The 18,633-nt window shown below is 60.9% G+C and carries 20 protein-coding genes and 1 pseudogene; 13 read left to right on the top strand and 8 right to left on the bottom strand.

The window, feature by feature from the left end:
• Positions 1-183: 183 nt before the first annotated feature.
• A complete protein-coding gene (locus tag K5E37_RS13395) occupies positions 184-1,719 on the top strand; it encodes a phospholipase D family protein (RefSeq protein ID WP_139834483.1) in 1,536 nt (511 codons plus the stop codon).
• A 21-nt stretch (positions 1,720-1,740) separates the two neighbouring features.
• On the opposite strand, the gene K5E37_RS13390 is transcribed toward K5E37_RS13395, so the two are convergent.
• A complete protein-coding gene (locus K5E37_RS13390) occupies positions 1,741-2,886 on the bottom strand; it encodes an MFS transporter (protein WP_007954456.1) in 1,146 nt (381 codons plus the stop codon).
• Between the two features lie 187 nt (positions 2,887-3,073).
• Positions 3,074-4,567, bottom strand: coding sequence for an aldehyde dehydrogenase (locus tag K5E37_RS13385; protein ID WP_221534062.1), 1,494 nt, complete (start codon positions 4,565-4,567; stop codon positions 3,074-3,076).
• 235 nt (positions 4,568-4,802) lie between these two features.
• Here K5E37_RS13385 and K5E37_RS13380 point away from each other — a divergent pair, with 235 nt between their 5' ends.
• The 3 genes from K5E37_RS13380 (at position 4,803) to K5E37_RS13370 (ending at position 5,944) form a co-directional block, all read left to right on the top strand.
• Positions 4,803-5,165, top strand: a complete 363-nt coding sequence (locus K5E37_RS13380; protein WP_085606116.1) for a cupin domain-containing protein — start codon at positions 4,803-4,805, stop codon at positions 5,163-5,165.
• A gap of 49 nt (positions 5,166-5,214) precedes the next feature.
• Entirely contained in the window at positions 5,215-5,535 is a 321-nt protein-coding gene (locus K5E37_RS13375) for a hypothetical protein (protein WP_221534061.1), read from the top strand.
• 187 nt (positions 5,536-5,722) lie between these two features.
• A complete protein-coding gene (locus tag K5E37_RS13370) occupies positions 5,723-5,944 on the top strand; it encodes a hypothetical protein (RefSeq protein WP_221534059.1) in 222 nt (73 codons plus the stop codon).
• Positions 5,945-6,063: 119 nt separating this feature from the next.
• Here K5E37_RS13370 and rpmG read toward each other — a convergent pair whose 3' ends face one another.
• Together rpmG and rpmB are read right to left on the bottom strand one after the other, a co-directional pair.
• The gene (gene rpmG / locus K5E37_RS13365) at positions 6,064-6,219 is read right to left on the bottom strand and encodes a 50S ribosomal protein L33 (protein ID WP_003177274.1); all 156 of its coding nucleotides are present in this window, start codon (positions 6,217-6,219) and stop codon (positions 6,064-6,066) included.
• Positions 6,220-6,230: 11 nt separating this feature from the next.
• The gene (gene rpmB, locus K5E37_RS13360) at positions 6,231-6,464 is read right to left on the bottom strand and encodes a 50S ribosomal protein L28 (protein WP_003177273.1); all 234 of its coding nucleotides are present in this window, start codon (positions 6,462-6,464) and stop codon (positions 6,231-6,233) included.
• A 447-nt stretch (positions 6,465-6,911) separates the two neighbouring features.
• On the opposite strand from rpmB, the gene K5E37_RS13355 reads away from it, so the two are divergent.
• Positions 6,912-8,498: an ABC transporter substrate-binding protein gene (locus K5E37_RS13355; RefSeq protein ID WP_085606123.1), complete on the top strand. Its 1,587-nt coding sequence runs from the start codon at positions 6,912-6,914 to the stop codon at positions 8,496-8,498.
• A 126-nt stretch (positions 8,499-8,624) separates the two neighbouring features.
• Here the strand turns inward: K5E37_RS13355 and radC are convergent, their stop codons facing one another.
• Entirely contained in the window at positions 8,625-9,299 is a 675-nt protein-coding gene (gene radC / locus K5E37_RS13350) for a RadC family protein (RefSeq protein ID WP_085606125.1), read from the bottom strand.
• A 135-nt stretch (positions 9,300-9,434) separates the two neighbouring features.
• Here radC and coaBC point away from each other — a divergent pair, with 135 nt between their 5' ends.
• The 4 genes and pseudogenes from coaBC to argB all read left to right on the top strand — a co-directional run bounded on the left by coaBC (position 9,435) and on the right by argB (position 13,668).
• Positions 9,435-10,643 carry a bifunctional phosphopantothenoylcysteine decarboxylase/phosphopantothenate--cysteine ligase CoaBC gene (gene coaBC / locus K5E37_RS13345; protein WP_064379854.1) on the top strand — a complete coding sequence of 403 codons (1,209 nt, stop codon included), beginning with the start codon at positions 9,435-9,437 and terminating at the stop codon, positions 10,641-10,643.
• A gap of 5 nt (positions 10,644-10,648) precedes the next feature.
• A complete protein-coding gene (dut, locus tag K5E37_RS13340; protein WP_007954445.1) occupies positions 10,649-11,104 on the top strand; it encodes a dUTP diphosphatase in 456 nt (151 codons plus the stop codon).
• A gap of 257 nt (positions 11,105-11,361) precedes the next feature.
• Positions 11,362-12,738: pseudogene (locus K5E37_RS13335) on the top strand (phosphomannomutase/phosphoglucomutase); the annotation flags it as partial.
• A gap of 24 nt (positions 12,739-12,762) precedes the next feature.
• On the top strand, positions 12,763-13,668 hold the full coding sequence (argB, locus tag K5E37_RS13330; RefSeq protein WP_007954443.1) for an acetylglutamate kinase: 906 nt from the start codon (positions 12,763-12,765) through the stop codon (positions 13,666-13,668).
• Between the two features lie 69 nt (positions 13,669-13,737).
• On the opposite strand, the gene pyrE is transcribed toward argB, so the two are convergent.
• Entirely contained in the window at positions 13,738-14,382 is a 645-nt protein-coding gene (gene pyrE, locus K5E37_RS13325) for an orotate phosphoribosyltransferase (RefSeq protein WP_007954442.1), read from the bottom strand.
• Positions 14,383-14,464: 82 nt separating this feature from the next.
• Between pyrE and K5E37_RS13320 the strand changes: the two genes are divergently transcribed.
• Positions 14,465-15,244 (top strand): exodeoxyribonuclease III, encoded by a 780-nt coding sequence (locus K5E37_RS13320; protein ID WP_007920349.1) that lies wholly within the window; start codon positions 14,465-14,467, stop codon positions 15,242-15,244.
• Between the two features lie 63 nt (positions 15,245-15,307).
• Here K5E37_RS13320 and K5E37_RS13315 read toward each other — a convergent pair whose 3' ends face one another.
• Together K5E37_RS13315 and rph are read right to left on the bottom strand one after the other, a co-directional pair.
• Positions 15,308-15,676, bottom strand: a complete 369-nt coding sequence (locus K5E37_RS13315; protein ID WP_007954441.1) for a DUF4870 domain-containing protein — start codon at positions 15,674-15,676, stop codon at positions 15,308-15,310.
• 29 nt (positions 15,677-15,705) lie between these two features.
• The gene (gene rph, locus K5E37_RS13310; protein ID WP_085606131.1) at positions 15,706-16,428 is read right to left on the bottom strand and encodes a ribonuclease PH; all 723 of its coding nucleotides are present in this window, start codon (positions 16,426-16,428) and stop codon (positions 15,706-15,708) included.
• 267 nt (positions 16,429-16,695) lie between these two features.
• Between rph and K5E37_RS13305 the strand changes: the two genes are divergently transcribed.
• The 3 genes from K5E37_RS13305 to rpoZ all read left to right on the top strand — a co-directional run bounded on the left by K5E37_RS13305 (position 16,696) and on the right by rpoZ (position 18,624).
• Entirely contained in the window at positions 16,696-17,559 is an 864-nt protein-coding gene (locus tag K5E37_RS13305) for a YicC/YloC family endoribonuclease (RefSeq protein WP_221534054.1), read from the top strand.
• A gap of 12 nt (positions 17,560-17,571) precedes the next feature.
• A complete protein-coding gene (gene gmk / locus K5E37_RS13300; RefSeq protein WP_003229498.1) occupies positions 17,572-18,192 on the top strand; it encodes a guanylate kinase in 621 nt (206 codons plus the stop codon).
• A gap of 168 nt (positions 18,193-18,360) precedes the next feature.
• Entirely contained in the window at positions 18,361-18,624 is a 264-nt protein-coding gene (gene rpoZ, locus K5E37_RS13295) for a DNA-directed RNA polymerase subunit omega (RefSeq protein ID WP_085606133.1), read from the top strand.
• Positions 18,625-18,633: the final 9 nt, after the last annotated feature.

Genomic DNA, 18,633 nt, shown 5'->3' with positions numbered 1-18,633 from the left:
CCATTTGTTTAAAAAACTGCGTCCTGCCGACAGCCATGAGCTACAAACCGCTCTGCTTCAGGGATCGGATTGACTGCTCTTTCGAACAGGCAACAGGCGGCGTGCGCCGTGCCATACTCCTGACCTCGCCCACACCCGGAACGACCCGACTTGAGCCCCAGACATTCCCTGCCATTTGCACTGATGTTCGTCCTGCTGCTCGCCGGGTGCGCCTCGCTGGATGTCCCGCGCGAACCGAGCCAGGCGCTGCCGGCGTCCGACTCCGCGTTCGGTCGTTCGATCCAGGCCCAGGCGGCGCCCTACAAGGGTCAGTCCGGCTTTCGCCTGCTGTCCAACAGCACCGAAGCCTTCACCGCTCGCGCCGAGCTGATCCGCAACGCGCAACGCAGCCTCGATTTGCAGTACTACATCGTCCATGACGGCATCAGTACGCGAATGCTGGTGGAAGAAGTGTTGAAGGCCGCCGATCGTGGCGTGCGGGTGCGGATCCTGCTGGACGATACCACCAGCGACGGCCTCGACCTGATCATCGCCACCCTGGCGGCACATCCGCAGATCCAGATCCGCCTGTTCAATCCGCTGCACTTGGGGCGCAGCACCGGCGTGACCCGGGCGGCCGGGCGGCTGTTCAACCTGTCGCTGCAACACCGGCGGATGCACAACAAGTTGTGGCTGGCGGACAACAGCGCGGCCATCGTTGGCGGGCGCAATCTGGGCGACGAGTACTTCGATGCCGAGCCCAACCTGAACTTCACCGATATCGACATGCTCAGTGTCGGGCCGGTCGCCGAACAGCTCGGCCACAGTTTCGACCAGTACTGGAACAGCGCCCTGAGCAAGCCGATCGACGAGTTCCTCTCCAGCAAACCCTCGGCCAAAGACCTGCAGAACACCCGCACGCGCCTGGAAGAATCACTCGAAGAAACCCGCAAACAGAATCACGCGCTGTATCAGCAGTTGATGACCTATCGCACCGATCCGCGCATGGACATCTGGCGCAAGGAGCTGATCTGGGCCTGGAACCAGGCGCTGTGGGATGCGCCGAGCAAGGTGCTGGCCAAGGGCGAACCTGATCCGCAACTGCTGCTGACGACCCAACTGGCGCCAGAGCTGACCGGCGTCAGCAAAGAGCTGGTGATGATTTCTGCCTACTTCGTGCCGGGGCAACCGGGGCTGGTCTACCTGACCGGCCGCGCCGATGCCGGCGTGTCGGTGAGCCTGCTGACCAACTCGCTGGAAGCCACCGACGTGCCGGCGGTGCACGGCGGTTATGCGCCGTATCGCAAGGCGTTGCTGGAACATGGCGTGAAGCTGTTTGAGCTGCGGCGCCAGCCCGGGGATAACGACGGCAGCGGCCCGCACCTGTTTTACAGCAGGTCCTATCGTGGCTCGGATTCGAGCCTGCACAGCAAGGCGATGATCTTCGACGGGAAGAAGTCGTTCATCGGCTCGTTCAATTTCGACCCGCGCTCAGTGCTTTGGAATACTGAAGTCGGCGTGTTGGTGGACAGTCCCGAACTGGCGGCTCACGTGCGCGAACTGGCCTTGCAAGGCATGGCGCCGGCGCTCAGCTACGAAGCGAAACTGCAGGACGGAAAAGTGGTGTGGGTCACCGAGGACAACGGCCAGATGCACACGCTGACCAAGGAGCCGGGGAGTTTGTGGCGTCGCTTCAATGCGTGGTTCAGCACCACCGTGGGACTGGAGCGGATGCTGTAGCAGCCCGCTCCAACCGGCTTATCAAGCGGGCTCCGGCACCTTGCCGAACGCCCCTTGCCGCGACAGCAGGATCACCAGCCCGAAGGCACCCGCCGCCATCAGCCACGGCAACGCATGCCCGCTGATCCACTGACTGCCCGCGCCCGCCATCAACGGCCCGATCAGACAACCGACGCCCCACAGCTGCGCGACATGCGCGTTGGCCCGCACCAGCGCATCGTCGCGGTAACGCTCGCCGATCAGGATCAGCGACAGGGTGAACAAACCCCCGGCACTGGCGCCGAACAGCACCCACAGCGGCCAGATCAGCAAAGTGTCGAGCAGCATCGGGATCGCCAGACTCGACAGCATCAGCACCACAGCGCAGCCGGTGAACAGAGTCCGCCGTGACAGATAATCGGCCAGTGCACCGATGGGCAATTGCAGCAGCGCATCGCCCACCACCACGGTGCTGACCATCGCCAAGGCGATTTCGGCGGTGAAACCCTGTTGCAGGCAATACACCGGCAATAGGGTCAGGATCATCGCCTCGAAAGCGGCGAACAGCGACACGGCCCAGGCGATCGCCGGCAGTTCACGAGCGAACCCCCACAAATCACCGAACGTCACGCTGCTGGCCTCGCTGCTTGGCGCGCCGCTGCGACCCAGCAGCAGAAACGGCGAGGCGATCAGCAGACCGACACCCACCCAGAAACCGTAATCGTGATCGGTGCCCAGTGCGCCCAACAGCAATGGACCAGACAGTTGGCTCAACGCATAACTGCTGCCATACAGCGCCACCAGTCGCCCGCGCCAGTGCTCGACCACCAGTTGATTGATCCAGCTCTCGCCGAGGATGAACACGATGGTCAGGATCACCCCGATCATCAGCCGCAGCACCAGCCAGATCGGGTAACTCGGCAGCAGCGCCAGCAGGCCGATCGACAGCGCCCCGGCCCACAGGCACAGACGCATCAGGTTCGCGGTGCCGAAGCGCGCGGCCAGATGACTGGAAATCTTCGCCCCCAGCAACACGCCAATGGCCGGCATTGCCGCCATCACGCCAATGGCGAACGAGCCGTAACCCCAGCCCTCCAGGCGCAACGACACCAGTGGCATGCTGACACCGAGGGCCAGGCCAACACTCAAGACAGACGCCAACACGGCGAAATACGTCGCCCAACGCATGGTCCACGCTCCTGTGGATAATTTTTATATGCACCACAAAACCAATGTGGGAGCGGGCTTGCTCGCGAATGCAGTCTGACAGTCGACATTATTGCTGACTGACACACCGCCTTCGCGAGCAAGCCCGCTCCCACAAGGGTCTCTGTTTCGTCAGGAAGCCTGGAGTGACCGGGCTCCCGTCAGCGATTTACAGCTTGATCCAGGTCGCCTTCAGCTCGGTGTATTTGTCGAACGCGTGCAGCGACTTGTCGCGGCCGTTGCCCGACTGCTTGAAGCCGCCGAACGGTGCGGTCATGTCGCCGCCGTCGTACTGGTTGACCCACACGCTGCCGGCACGCAGGGCCTTGGCGGTCAGGTGTGCCTTGGAAATGTCCTGGGTCCAGACCGCTGCCGCCAGGCCGTAAGGCGTGTCGTTGGCGATGTTGATCGCTTCCTCGGCAGTGTCGAAGGCAATGACCGACAGCACCGGGCCGAAGATCTCTTCCTGAGCGATTTTCATCGCGTTGCTCACGCCGTCGAAAATCGTCGGCTCGACGTAGGTGCCACCGGTTTCCTGAAGAATGCGCTTGCCACCGGCCACCAGTTTGGCGCCGTCGGTGTGGCCCGACTCGATGTAGGACAGCACGGTGTTCATCTGCTGGGTATCGACCAGCGCGCCAACGTTGGTGGCCGGATCCAGCGGGTTGCCGGGTTTCCAGGTTTTCAGCGCCTCGATCACCATCGGCAGGAATTTGTCCTTGATCGAACGCTCGACCAGCAGACGGGAACCTGCGGTGCAGACTTCGCCCTGGTTGAAGGCGATGGCGCTGGCGGCGGATTCGGCGGCGGCCTGCAGGTCCGGTGCATCGGCAAACACGATGTTCGGGCTCTTGCCGCCGGCTTCCAGCCAGACGCGCTTCATGTTCGATTCGCCGGAGTAGATCATCAGTTGCTTGGCGATCTTGGTCGAACCGGTGAACACCAGAGTGTCGACATCATTGTGCAGAGCGAGCGCCTTGCCGACGGTGTGGCCGTAGCCCGGCAACACGTTCAGCACGCCTTTCGGAATACCGGCCTCGACCGCCAGTTCGGCGATGCGGATGGCAGTCAGCGGGGATTTTTCCGACGGCTTGAGGATCACCGAGTTACCGGTCGACAGGGCCGGGCCGAGTTTCCAGCAGGCCATCATCAGCGGGAAGTTCCACGGCACGATGGCGCCAACCACGCCGACTGGCTCACGGGTCACCAGACCCAGTTGATCGTGCGGCGTAGCGGCGACTTCGTCGTAGATCTTGTCGATCGCTTCACCGCTCCAGCTCAGGGCCTGCGCAGCGCCCGGCACGTCGATGTACAGCGAATCGCTGATCGGCTTGCCCATGTCGAGGGTTTCGAGCAGGGCCAGTTCTTCGGCGTGCTGCTTGAGCAGGCCGCCGAAACGGATCATGGTGGCTTTGCGTTTGGTCGGCGCCAGGCGCGACCAGACGCCGGAATTGAAGGTGGCGCGGGCGTTTTCCACAGCGCGCTGGGCGTCGGCGGCGTCACAGCTGGCAATCTTGCCCAGCAGACGGCCATCGACCGGGCTGATGCACTCGAAGGTCTCGCCGGAGACGGCATCGGTGTACTCGCCATTAAGGTAGGCGCGGCCTTCGATCTTCAGGTCGCGGGCGCGTTGTTCCCAGTCGGCACGAGTCAGGGTGGTCATTCGAGTGTCCTCCTCTTGTTCAATACGAGCGCCGCGATCGTCGCGGTCGTCCTCAGGAATACTGCCCGGCCAGCCTGCTTTTCGGCCCAAGGCATCCGCCACCCTAAACCAGCGGCCGGGGTTGTTTCAATATATTTGACATAAGCTCGCCATACGGCCTTGCGGCGTTCAATTTAATCAACATAGACTTTGGCCCTTTCACGCCATCGCGCCGTCATCACGGGAGAAAACAACAATGAACATCCAGAACGTCGTCGACATCAGCCTGACTACAACTGAAGCCGAACGCTATCGCCCGGACCCGGCCAAAGTGCTCAAGGGCGATCCCGAGCAAGCGGTGTTCAATCAATACGACAGCCCTTGCGGACAAATGGGTGTCGGCGTGTGGGAAGGTGCGGTGGGCCAGTGGACGGTGAACTACACCGAGCACGAATACTGCGAAATCCTGCAGGGCGTTTCGGTGCTGCGTGACAGTGAAGGCAATGCCAAGACCCTGCGTGTCGGCGACCGCTTTGTGATTCCGGCCGGTTTCCGTGGCACCTGGGAAGTGCTGGAGGCTTGCCGCAAGGTCTATGTGATCTTCGAACAGAAGGCCTGATCCGACACAAGTGGTGACTACGCGAGTAAGACGCGTGCAGTGCTTCTGAGTGAAACTTCGCGGCAGCGCTCATACATCGGGCAATTTCCTACCGAGGCAGGATGTCTCGGCAGGACTGACCGGCGAGCGCTTCCACCCGAATGAAACGCAAGGAGGCACCGTGCCTGATTTCTGCAATATCAACGCCGCGCAATTCGCTGTTGACCAAGTCGCAACCCCTGAAACCCTGAGCGCCATCCGTATTGCAGCCGGGGTGCAAAAGCATCGGCTGGAACGGCCGGAGGATCTGTTCAATCTCCTGCCCAAACCTGACCGGATCAGGGTACTGGTCAACGAACGCAATGAGATCGATGAACTGATCTGCGGTTGATCATCTGGCAACAAAAAAGGCCCGTATTTTCAGATACGGGCCTTTTCGCAAGGGTTGCACGGTGATCCGCACAGGGAAGCACCGCGGGCGCAAAAAATAACTATATACCGCAGCCCATGCCGAAGCCGGCCACACACTTGGTGAGTTCAGCCAATGGACATCTCAATCACGCAAAGGAAATGCGAACATGAACAATGAACAAGTAACTCACCAGGTACGCCATATGATTGGCAGTCGCTACGTAGCCAGCGTCAAAGCTTATCTTGCCGAGCTGACCGGCCGGGACGTACGCGGTGGTACCGGGTATCTCACCGCAGATCTCAGCCCGGGACGCCTGACAGTTCACCTTGATGCTCAAGGCAACATCGAGGCGATCGAAATTGATCGCTCTAACGAGCAAAAAGCCTGAAGCCTCGGATCAACCGGGCAAGACCAGCTGGAGCGTGAGTCGACTGCACTGAATCACGCGTAACAAAAAAGGCCCGTATCGTGAGATACGGGCCTTTTTCGTAAGTCGGGAAAAATCAATTACTTGATTTTGCCTTCCTTGTAGATCACGTGCTTGCGAACAACCGGATCATATTTCTTGATCTCGATTTTGTCCGGGGTAGTACGCTTGTTCTTGTCGGTAGTGTAGAAGTGACCAGTACCGGCGCTCGAGATCAAACGAATCAATTCACGCATGATTAGCTCCCTTAAACCTTGCCGTCGCGACGCAGCTCGGCCAGCACAACGCTGATGCCACGCTTGTCGATGATACGCATGCCTTTGGCGGAAACGCGCAGGCGTACGAAACGTTTCTCTTCTTCAACCCAGAAGCGGTGATGCTGCAGGTTCGGCAGGAAACGACGACGGGTTTTGTTGTTTGCGTGGGAAATGTTGTTCCCAGTCACCGGACCCTTACCGGTAACTTGACATACTCTAGACATGCCTCAGCCCTCTAAAACCACATGCCCAACCCGGCATGGGTTGGCCGCTTAATCTCTAGTCATTGTGGCGCCAGGCGCCGCGATTCTTTAGAGGTCTTACCGGCTACACCTACAAGCGAAGGAACCGGGCCCCTAGAAAAGAGCGCTGCTTTATACCAGAAAGACCACGGAGCAACAACTTTCCGTGTGCAAAGAATGGCTAAAAAGCCGCTTTTTCTGGCTGGGAGCGCCTTAGGCAAAGGCTGCCGGCAATTTTTACCATTCGTCGCAGAGAACCAGCTTCGACAGTGATTGCGGATTTTAACGCAATCGTTTCCTACAGATCTCGCCAGCCTCACGCCCCGAAAATGCAAAAAGGGGATAGTCATTTGCAATCGCGACCTCTAGGGTAGGACTTTTCCAGACTGCACTTGCAGATGGGCCTTCGATCTGTAAAGGAAGCCGACCATGCGCCTCGCTGCCCTCCCCCTGCTCTTCGCCCCGCTGTTACTGAGTCCACTGGCCCAGGCCGCCGCCCTGAGCGTCTGCACCGAGGCCAGTCCCGAAGGCTTCGACGTGGTGCAGTACAACTCGCTGACCACCACCAACGCATCGGCCGACGTGCTGATGAACCGTTTGGTGGATTTCGACACCGCCAGCGGCAAGGTCGTCCCGAGCCTGGCCGACAGCTGGGAAGTCAGCACCGACGGCCTGACCTACGTGTTCAAGCTGCACCCGCAGGTGAAGTTCCACACCACCGACTACTTCAAGCCGACCCGCGAACTGACCGCCGAAGACGTCAAGTTCAGCTTCGACCGCATGCTCGACCCGGCCAACCCGTGGCACAAAGTCGCCCAGAGCGGCTTCCCGCACGCCCAGTCGATGCAGTTGCCGAGCCTGATCAAGAAGATCGACGCGCTGGACCCGCTGACCGTGCGCTTCACCCTCGATCACCCGGACTCGACGTTCCTCGCGACCCTGAGCATGGGCTTCGCCTCCATTTATTCTGCTGAATACGCCGACAAGCTGCTGAAGGCCGATGCCACCGACAAGCTCAACAGCCAGCCGGTCGGCACCGGACCGTTCGTGTTCACCCGGTTCCAGAAAGACGCGTCGATCCGTTACAAGGCGAACCCGGACTACTTCCGCGGCAAGCCTGCGGTGGACCCGCTGATCTTCGCCATCACCCCGGACGCCAACGTGCGCCTGCAAAAGCTGCGGCGCAACGAGTGCCAGATCGCCCTGTCACCGAAACCATTGGACGTACAGGCGGCGAAGCAGGAGCCGACGCTGAAAGTCGAAAAGACTGACGCGTTCATGACCGCATTCGTTGGCATCAACAGCCAGCATCCGCCGCTGGACAAACCGGAAGTGCGTCAGGCGATCAACCTCGCCTTCGACAAGGCCAACTACCTCAAGGCTGTATTCGAAGACACCGCCGAAGCCGCCAACGGTCCGTATCCGCCGAATACCTGGAGCTACGCGAAAAACCTGCCGGGTTACGCCCACGACGTGAACAAGGCCAAGGCATTGCTGGCCAAGGCCGGATTGAAGGACGGTTTCCAGACCACCATCTGGACGCGCCCGTCCGGCAGCCTGCTTAACCCGAACCCGAGCCTCGGCGCGCAATTGCTGCAATCGGATCTGGCGGAAATCGGCATTCAGGCCGAAATCCGCGTGATCGAATGGGGCGAGCTGATCCGCCGCGCCAAGGCTGGCGAGCATGACCTGCTGTTCATGGGCTGGGCCGGCGACAACGGCGACCCGGACAATTTCCTGACCCCGCAGTTTTCCTGCGCGGCGGTGAAGTCCGGCACCAACTTCGCCCGCTATTGCAACGCCGATCTGGACAAACTGATCAGCGCCGGCAAGACCACCAGCGAGCAAGGTGTGCGCACCAAACTCTACGAACAGGCGCAGGCGCAGATTCAGCAGCAGGCGCTGTGGCTGCCGCTGGCGCATCCGACTGCCTACGCCCTGACGCGCAAAGACGTACAGGGTTACTCGGTGAGCCCGTTCGGGCGGCAGGACTACTCCAAGGTTACCCTCAAATAACCCACCACAACACAAAACCTGTGGGAGCGAGCTTGCTCGCGATTGCAGTCTGTCAGTTACCGGATGAGGCGGCTGACACAACGCTATCGCGAGCAAGCTCGCTCCCACAGGGATGCGGCATCACCCTCACATCCAGCCACACTCCGCCATCGACAACGGTTCACCATCGCCAACGATGAAGTGATCCAGCACCCGCACGTCGATCAGCTCCAAAGCCTTCTGCAAGCGCTTGGTCAATAATCGATCAGCCTGACTCGGATCGCTGTTCCCCGACGGATGGTTGTGGCACAGGATCACGGCCGCCGCGTTATTGGCCAACGAGCGCTTCACCACTTCGCGGGGATGCACGGCGGTGTTGTCGATCGAGCCGCGAAACAGAGCCTCGAAGGTGAGCACTTGATGCTTGGAATCCAGAAACAGGCAACCGAAAACTTCGTGCGGCTCGTGGCGCAACATGGCCTTGAGGTAATCACGGACCACCTGCGGATTCTCCAGCGCCGTTTTCTGCCGCATGCGCTCGGCCAGATGTCGCCGACCCATTTCCAGCACGGCCTGCAGCTGGGCGAACTTCGCCGGGCCCAGCCCCAATTGTTCGCTGAACGTTGCGAGATCAGCCTCAAGCAAGGCTCGCAAGCTGCCGAACTGACCCAACAGGTGTCTTGCGACATCCACCGCGCTTTTGCCGGATACACCGGTGCGCAGAAAAATCGCCAGCAATTCGGCATCGGAAAGACTTCCCGAGCCCTGTTCCAACAGCTTCTCCCGCGGCCTTTCCGCCGCCGGCCAATCGCGAATACTCATACACCTTCCTTGTCTGTGGGCGCCGCTGTTCCGTAGCGGTCGCTGTGATATCGTAGCCCATCTTTTTTGCGGGCGAATTCACCCTGGGGAGGGGGTTTCGCCACGTATGTCACCAACGAAATGAAAGGCAGACCTATGCAGCGGCTGTATCGGAAACGCATCGTTCTGGGCGTCGGCGGCGGTATTGCTGCCTACAAGAGCGCCGACCTTGTGCGCCGCCTGATCGATCAGGGCGCCGAAGTGCGCGTGGTCATGACCCGTGGCGGCAGCGAATTCATCACCCCGCTGACCATGCAGGCGCTGTCCGGCCACCCGGTTCACCTGGATTTGCTCGACCCTGCCGCCGAAGCGGCGATGGGCCACATCGAACTGGCCAAATGGGCCGATCTGGTGCTGATCGCCCCGGCCACCGCCGACCTGCTGGCCCGCCTGGCCCAAGGCATTGCCAACGATCTGCTGACCACGCTAGTGCTGGCCACCGACGCCATCGTCGCGGTCGCCCCAGCCATGAACCAGGCCATGTGGCGCGACCCGGCAACCCAGGCCAACCTGCAACTCCTTGAAAGCCGTGGCCTGAAGACCTTCGGCCCGGCCTCCGGCAGCCAGGCCTGCGGCGACGTCGGCATGGGCCGCATGATGGAAGCCACCGATCTGGCCCAGCTCGCGGCGGACTGCTTCCAGCGTCAGGCACTGACCGGCAAGCACGTGGTGATTACTGCTGGCCCGACCCAGGAAAACATCGACCCGGTGCGCTACATCACCAACCACAGCTCCGGCAAAATGGGCTTCGCCCTGGCTGAAGCGGCAGTGGAAGCCGGCGCCCGAGTCACGCTGATCAGCGGCCCGGTGCACCTGCCGACGCCGGATCGCGTCACCCGGATCGATGTGGTCAGTGCCCGCGACATGCTCGCAGCGTGTGAAGCCGCGATCCCTTGCGACATCTTTATCGCCTCGGCGGCGGTGGCGGACTACCGTCCGGAAGTCGTCGCCCCGCAAAAATTAAAGAAAGACCCTACGAGCGGCGACGGCTTCGTCCTGCAAATGGTGCGCAACCCGGACATCCTGGCCACCATCGCGACCCGTCCCGACCGTCCGTTCAGTGTCGGCTTCGCCGCCGAGACCGAACACCTGCTCGACTACGCTGCACGCAAGCTGAAGGATAAGAATCTCGACCTGATCGTCGCCAACGACGTCGCCAACCCGAGCATCGGTTTCAACAGCGAAGAAAACGCCTGCAGCGTCATCGACCGTGCGCTGCACGCCACGGTTTTCGCCCAGACCAGCAAGGGCAAGATCGCTCGCCAGCTGGTCACTTTTATCGCCGAACGTCTGAACCAGGTTTAATTTACATGCACGCTTTGCAAGCCAAGATCCTCGACCCACGCATCGGTACCGAATTCCCGCTGCCGCAATACGCCACACCGGGCTCCGCCGGCCTCGACCTGCGCGCCATGCTGCAAGAGGACATCGTGATCAAGCCGGGTGAAACCGTGCTGATCCCGACCGGTCTGTCGGTCTACATCGGCGATCCGAACCTCGCCGCGCTGATCCTGCCGCGCTCGGGCATGGGCCATAAGCACGGCATCGTGCTGGGCAACCTCGTCGGTCTGATCGACTCCGACTACCAGGGCCCGCTGATGGTTTCCTGCTGGAACCGTGGCCAGACCGAATTCACCATGCCGGTCGGCGAGCGCCTGGCGCAACTGGTGCTGGTGCCGGTGGTGCAGGCGCACTTCGAAATGGTCGAAGAGTTCGTTGAAACCGAGCGTGGCGCTGGCGGTTTCGGCCATTCCGGCACCAAGTGATTGGTTTTGTGGCGAGGGAGCCCGCTCTCTCGCCATAAAAATACGCAGATTCATCTGGAAGCTTTACCGCTGAAAATCAAGGCATTGGCAAGCCAAAGCCACGCCGCACAAGGCGTCATGGCCCTTTCACACCACGAACTCTCTGTGAAAACCGCCGTCATACCCTTCAGTTTGAGCTTGCCGTCGAATGAGTCGTCGGTGTGTCCAGCCACTTTCGAGATGGAGCATTTTCGCAGATGAGCACCCCCGCCCAAGTCGCCCCGAAGCTTCCCGACAGCATCTTCCGCGCCTATGACATTCGCGGCACCGTGCCGGAATTCCTCAATGCCGAAACAGCCTACTGGATCGGCCGCGCCATCGGCTCCCAGAGCCTGGCCCAGGGTGAACCGAACGTGTCCGTCGGCCGTGATGGCCGCCTGTCCGGTCCCGAACTGGTTGCAGAACTGATTCGTGGCATCGCCGAAAGCGGCTGCCATGTCAGCGACGTCGGCCTGGTGCCGACGCCTGCGTTGTACTACGCCGCCAACGTGCTGGCCGGCAAATCCGGCGTGATGCTCACCGGCAGTCACAACCCGTCGAACTACAACGGCTTCAAGATCGTGATCGCCGGCGACACCCTCGCCAACGAGCAGATCCAGGCCCTGCACGAGCGCCTCAAGACCGGTAACCTGAGCAGCGGCACCGGCAGCGTGACACAGGTTGAGATCCTCGACCGCTACAACACCGAAATCGTCCAGGACATCAAACTGGCCCGGCGCCTGAAAGTCGTGGTCGACTGCGGCAACGGCGCGGCCGGCGTGATCGCCCCGCAACTGATCGAAGCGCTGAACTGCGAAGTCATCCCGCTGTTCTGCGAAGTCGACGGCAACTTCCCGAACCACCATCCGGATCCGGGCAAGCCTGAAAACCTCGTCGACCTGATCGCCAAGGTCAAGGAAACCAAGGCCGACATCGGTCTGGCTTTCGACGGCGACGGCGACCGCGTCGGCGTGGTGACCAACACCGGCACCATCGTGTTCCCGGACCGCCTGCTGATGCTGTTCGCCCGTGACGTGGTGGCGCGCAACCCCGACGCGGAGATCATCTTCGACGTCAAATGCACCCGTCGCCTGATCCCGCTGATCAAGGAATATGGCGGTCGGCCGCTAATGTGGAAGACCGGTCACTCGTTGATCAAAAAGAAAATGAAACAGTCCGGCGCACTGTTGGCCGGCGAAATGAGCGGGCACATTTTCTTCAAGGAACGCTGGTTCGGTTTCGACGACGGCATTTACAGCGCCGCACGGCTGCTGGAAATCCTCAGCAAGGAAAAATCTTCGGCCGAGGAGCTGTTCGCGACCTTCCCGAACGATATTTCCACGCCGGAAATCAATATCCATGTGACCGAAGAGAGCAAATTCAGCATCATTGATGCACTGCACGATGCGCAGTGGGGCCCAGGCGCCGACCTGACCACCATTGACGGCGTGCGGGTCGACTACGCCAAAGGCTGGGGCCTGGTGCGCGCGTCCAACACCACACCGGTGCTGGTGCTGCGCTTCGAGGCCGATGACGAGGCGGAACTGCAGCGCATCAAGGCTGTGTTCCATGCCCAACTGAAACGCGTTGCACCTGATCTCCAACTACCGTTCTGATTGCTGATTCACCCGGAGCCCTGAATGACCCTCGAACGCGATGCCGCCGCCAACACTGCCAAGGTCCTGTCCGAAGCGCTGCCTTATATCCGCCGATACGTCGGCAAGACCCTGGTGATCAAATACGGCGGCAACGCGATGGAAAGCGAGGAGCTGAAAACCGGCTTCGCCCGCGACATCGTGCTGATGAAGGCCGTGGGCATCAACCCGGTGGTCGTGCACGGCGGCGGCCCGCAGATCGGTGATCTGCTCAAGCGCCTGTCGATCGAAAGCCACTTCGTCGACGGCATGCGCGTTACCGACGCCGCGACCATGGACGTGGTGGAAATGGTCCTCGGCGGTCAGGTCAACAAAAGCATCGTCAACCTGATCAACCGTCACGGCGGCAGCGCCATCGGCCTGACCGGTAAAGACGCCGGGCTGATTCGTGCGAAAAAGCTCACCGTCACCCGCCAGACCCCGGAGATGACCCAGCCGGAAATCATCGACATCGGCCATGTGGGCGAAGTGGTCGGGATCAACACTGAACTGCTGAACCTGCTGGTCAAAGGCAACTTCATCCCGGTGATCGCGCCGATCGGCGTGGGTGAAAACGGCGAGTCGTACAACATCAACGCTGACCTGGTGGCCGGTAAAGTTGCCGAAGCGCTGAAAGCCGAGAAGCTGATGCTGCTGACCAACATCGCCGGCCTGATGGACAAGTCGGGCACCGTACTGACCGGCCTGAGCACCCAGCAAGTCGACGACCTGATCGCCGACGGCACCATCTACGGCGGCATGCTGCCGAAGATCCGCTGCGCGCTGGAAGCGGTACAGGGCGGCGTGGGCAGTTCGCTGATCATCGACGGCCGTGTACCGAACGCGATCCTGCTGGAAATCTTCACCGACACCGGTGTGGGTACGCTGATCAGCAATCGCAAGCGTCCGTAAGCGCTCGCGCAAACAAAAAGACCCCGCTCAGCCTGGCTGAGCGGGGTCTTTTTTTGCCTGAAGCTGCGATCAGACGCCGAACTGGGCGCGATAGGCTTCAACGGCTGGCAGGTGCTGCTTGAGCTGCGGATCGTCAGCCAGGAATTCCAGCACCTGGTTCAGCGACACGATGCTGATGACCGGGATGCCGAAATCACGCTCGACTTCCTGGATGGCCGACAGCTCGCCGTTGCCGCGCTCCTGACGGTTCAGAGCGATCAGCACACCGGCAGCCTTGGCGCCGTCCTGGGAAGCGATGATCTGCATCACTTCACGGATCGCGGTGCCGGCGGTGATCACGTCGTCGATGATCAGCACTTCGCCGGTCAACGGTGCGCCAACCAGGCTGCCGCCCTCGCCGTGGGCCTTGGCTTCCTTGCGGTTGAAGCACCATGGCAGGTCACGGTTGTGGTGTTCGGCCAGCGCCACGGCAGTGGTTGCCGCCAGCGGGATGCCTTTGTAGGCCGGGCCGAACAGCACGTCGAACGGAATGCCGCTCTCGGCGATGGCTGCGGCGTAGAAACGACCCAGCTGCGCCAGTGCGGAACCCGAGTTGAACAGGCCGGCATTGAAGAAGTAAGGACTGGTGCGCCCGGACTTCAGGGTGAACTCACCGAAGCGCAAAACGCCGCGATCGATGGCAAAACGAATGAAATCGCGCTGATACGCTTGCATGAAAAAAACCCCAAATACCACGGATTTAGCTAATTAGCTTGACGCCGTGTATCATACACGCACGCGATTTTTGGGGCCATTTATGCGGATCATCAGTGTGAACGTCAATGGTATTCAGGCTGCAGTCGAGCGCGGTTTGCTCAGTTGGCTGCAGGCACAGAATGCCGACGTCATCTGCCTGCAGGACACCCGTGCCTCCGCCTTTGAACTGGACGACCCAGCCTTCCAACTGGATGGCTACTTCCTTTATGCCTGCGATGCTGAAGTCCCTGCCCAAGGCGGCGTGGCTTTGTATTCGCGGTTGCAACCGAAGGCTGTCATCAGCGGTCTCGGATTCGAGACGGCGGACCGCTACGGGCGCTACCTGCAAGCAGATTTCGACAAAGTCAGTATTGCCACCTTGCTGCTTCCTTCGGGGATGAACGGCGATGAGGACTTGAACCAGAAGTTCAAGCTCATGGACGACTTCGGCAAGTATCTGGACAAACAGCGGCGCAAACGTCGCGAGTACATTTATTGTGGCTCGCTGTACGTCGCGCAGCAGAAGCTCGACATCAAGAACTGGCGCGACAGCCAGCAATCTCCGGGTTTCCTCGCGCCGGAACGCGCCTGGATGGACGAGATTGTCGGCAACATGGGCTATGTCGATGCTCTGCGCGAAGTCAGCCGCGAAGGCGACCAGTACAGCTGGTGGCCGGACAACGAACAGGCCGAGATGCTGAATCTGGGCTGGCGCTTCGACTACCAGATCCTGACTCCGGGCCTGCGGCGCTTCGTGCGCAGCGCACGCCTGCCGCGTCAGCCTCGGTTCTCGCAGCACGCGCCGCTGATCGTCGACTACGACTGGACGCTGACCATCTAGGCGGCCTTTCGCAGACACAAAAAAACCGACATCACTGTCGGTTTTTTTGTGGGCGATCGTTCGTTATTTGATCAACCGCCAGGTGAACGGATAGCGGTACGGGAAACCTTCGTTGGCTTTCACCCCGCCGATAATCGTCAACACCAGCGCCGCAATGGCCAGCAGGCCAAACAGCACGAACCCGATAAGCAACAGCATCAGCACGAAGCAGATCATCGAAGCGATCGCCACGGTGATCTGAAAATTCAGCGCTTCCTTGCCCTGGGCGTCGATGAACGGATCGGTCTCGCGCTTCATCTGCCACAGGACCAGCGGCCCGATCAGCGTGCCGAACGGAATCCAGATTCCCAGCAAGGCGGACAAGTGACAAAACATCGCCCATTGGCGAACCTCCTGGCTCGGCTTGGGCAGCAACTCTTGCTCATCACTCATCGCGTCCTCCTTGCGGGTTACGAACCTGCTCAGTCGGCCAGTGCAGCCTTTTGCAGTTCGAAGATCTCGTTCATGCCTTTCTTGGCCAGCTCCAGCATCGCGTTCAGCTCTTCAGGCTGGAACGGCGCGCCTTCGGCGGTGCCCTGCACTTCGATGAAGCCACCGGTGCTGGTCATCACCACGTTGAGGTCGGTCTCGGCGGTGGAATCTTCAAGATAGTCCAGATCCAGCACCGGCTCGCCCTGGTACATGCCCACGGAAACGGCGCCGATCATTTGCTTGAGCGGGTCGCCGCCTTTCAGGCCGCCGCGCTTCTTGATCACTTTCAGTGCATCGACCAGCGCAACCATGGCGCCGGTGATCGACGCGGTACGGGTGCCGCCATCAGCCTGGATCACGTCGCAGTCGACGTACAGGGTGACGTCGCCCAGCTTGGACATGTCCAGCGCGGCGCGCAGGGAACGGCCGATCAGGCGCTGGATTTCCAGGGTACGACCGCCCTGCTTGCCACGGCTGGCTTCACGCTGGTTACGCTCGCCGGTGGCGCGCGGCAGCATGCCGTATTCGGCGGTCAGCCAACCCTGGCCCTGGCCTTTGAGGAAACGCGGCACGCCGTTTTCGACGCTGACGGTGCAGATGACTTTGGTATCACCGAATTCGACCAGTACGGATCCCTCGGCGTGTTTGGTGTAGTTGCGGGTAATGCGGATCGAGCGGAGCTGATCGGCAGCGCGACCACTTGGACGTTTCATAGGAGATACCTGTACTGGGGACGGAAAACTGCGGAGCATTATAGAGCCGCGCACCGCGCCTGGGCACTCGTTAAAAAATCCGGCCGACGACCGAAGGCCCTGAAACGCGCTTCGCCGACGGCCTGCAGCCCTTTGTCACACCGTGTGTTTGGGCGCATCTGCCGCACTGCGCTACAATCCTGCGCCTTTGCTGCCAGTCGGCTTAAATTCATTGATATCGAGCTGCGGAGCTTCAATTCGCGCCGATCTGTATCGCGAGGTCACCCCATGGTGCACAGCATGACCGCCTTCGCCCGCGTCGAAAAAGCCGGCGTTCAGGGCACCCTGAGCTGGGAGCTGCGCTCGGTCAACAGCCGCTACCTGGAACCCCACCTGCGCTTGCCGGAGTCGTTTCGCGACCTCGAAGGCGCCGTCCGCGAAGCCCTGCGCCAGGGCCTGTCGCGCGGCAAACTGGAATGCACCCTGCGTTTCACCGAGGAAAGCACCGGCAAGCCGCTGCAAGTGGATCGCAAACGCGCTGCACAACTGGTCGCCGCGGCCGAAACCGTCGCCGGCCTGATCAAGAACCCGGCCGCGCTGAACCCGCTGGAAGTGCTTGCCTGGCCGGGCGTACTGGTCGCCGACGCCACCGACCCGCAGGCGCTGAACGCCGAAGCGCTGGCCCTGTTCAATCAGGGCCTGAAAGATCTCAAGGCCGGCCGCGAGCGCGAAGGCGCGGAGCTGGCCCGCCTGATCAACGATCGCCTGACCTCCATCGAGGAAGACGTGGTGACCCTGCGCGAACTGGTTCCGCAGATGCTCGCCACCCAGCGCCAGAAAGTCCTCGACCGCTTCGCCGACATGAAGGCTGAGATGGACCCGCAACGCCTGGAACAGGAAATGGTCATGCTCGCGCAAAAGAGCGACGTGGCCGAAGAACTGGATCGCTTGAGCACCCACATCATTGAAGTTCGCCGGGTGCTGAAATCCGGCGGTGCCGCCGGCCGGCGCCTGGACTTCCTGATGCAGGAACTCAACCGCGAAGCCAACACACTGGGCTCCAAGGCCTTCGACCCGCGCAGCACCCAGGCGGCGGTCAACCTCAAAGTGTTGATCGAGCAGATGCGCGAACAAGTGCAGAATATTGAGTAAGGCTACCCCGACATGACCCACAGCACCGGCACCCTGTACATCATTTCCGCCCCCTCGGGCGCGGGCAAGAGCAGTCTGGTCAAGGCCCTGACCGACGCCAACCCGGAGATCCGCGTCTCGATTTCCCACACCACCCGCGCCATGCGCCCGGGCGAAGTGGACGGCGTGAACTATCACTTCGTGACCCGCGAAGAGTTCGTGAAGATGGGCGAGCACGGCGACTTCCTGGAACGCGCCGAAGTCTTCGGCAACTTCTACGGCACCTCGCAAAGCCGCCTGCAGCAGACCCTGGACGAAGGCCACGACCTGATTCTGGAAATCGACTGGCAAGGCGCCGAGCAAGTGCGCAAGCTGATGCCGCAGGCCCGTTCGATCTTCATTCTGCCGCCTTCGCTGCAGGCCCTGCACCAGCGCCTGACCAACCGTGGTCAGGACAGCGACGAGATCATCGACGGCCGGATGCGTGAAGCGGTCAGCGAGATGAGCCACTACGTCGAGTACGACTACCTGATCATCAACGACGATTTCGCCCACGCGTTGGACGACCTGAAGGCGATTTTCCGCGCCAATCAGCTGCAACAGAAACGCCAACAGGTGCGTTTCGGCAAATTGCTGGCTGAATTGCTGGGCTGAAACAGCACTTCCCAAAACCGCTGCAAGGGCTTTACATTGGCACTTGCAGCGCGTTGAAGAGTCTGGTCAAAAAATCAGCGCTTCCCTAATCGCTGGTGATTTTTTAAACTGTTGAGTCCGCTCGCCCAACCGGGCAGCGCGCATATTGCATTCGCTCCGAGGAATACCATGGCCCGCGTAACCGTTGAAGACTGCCTAGAACACGTGGAAAACCGCTTTGAGCTGGTCATGCTCTCTACCAAGCGTGCCCGTCAACTGGCCACCGGCGGCAAAGAGCCCCTGGTTCAGTGGGAAAACGACAAACCGACCGTAGTTGCGCTGCGTGAAATCGCTGAAGGCCTGATGAGCTACGAGTTCATCGCCGATCAGGAAATCGTCCACGAAGACCCTGTCTTCGCTGCGTTCGAGGACGAGTCCAACGAGGCCGTCTAAGCCTATGCC

The organism is Pseudomonas sp. RIT778 (assembly GCF_019718735.1).
Taxonomy (GTDB): Bacteria; Pseudomonadota; Gammaproteobacteria; order Pseudomonadales; family Pseudomonadaceae; genus Aquipseudomonas; species Aquipseudomonas aphyarum.
Note: the sequence above shows the minus strand (reverse complement) of the source record. Positions and strands in the feature narration are given on the sequence as shown.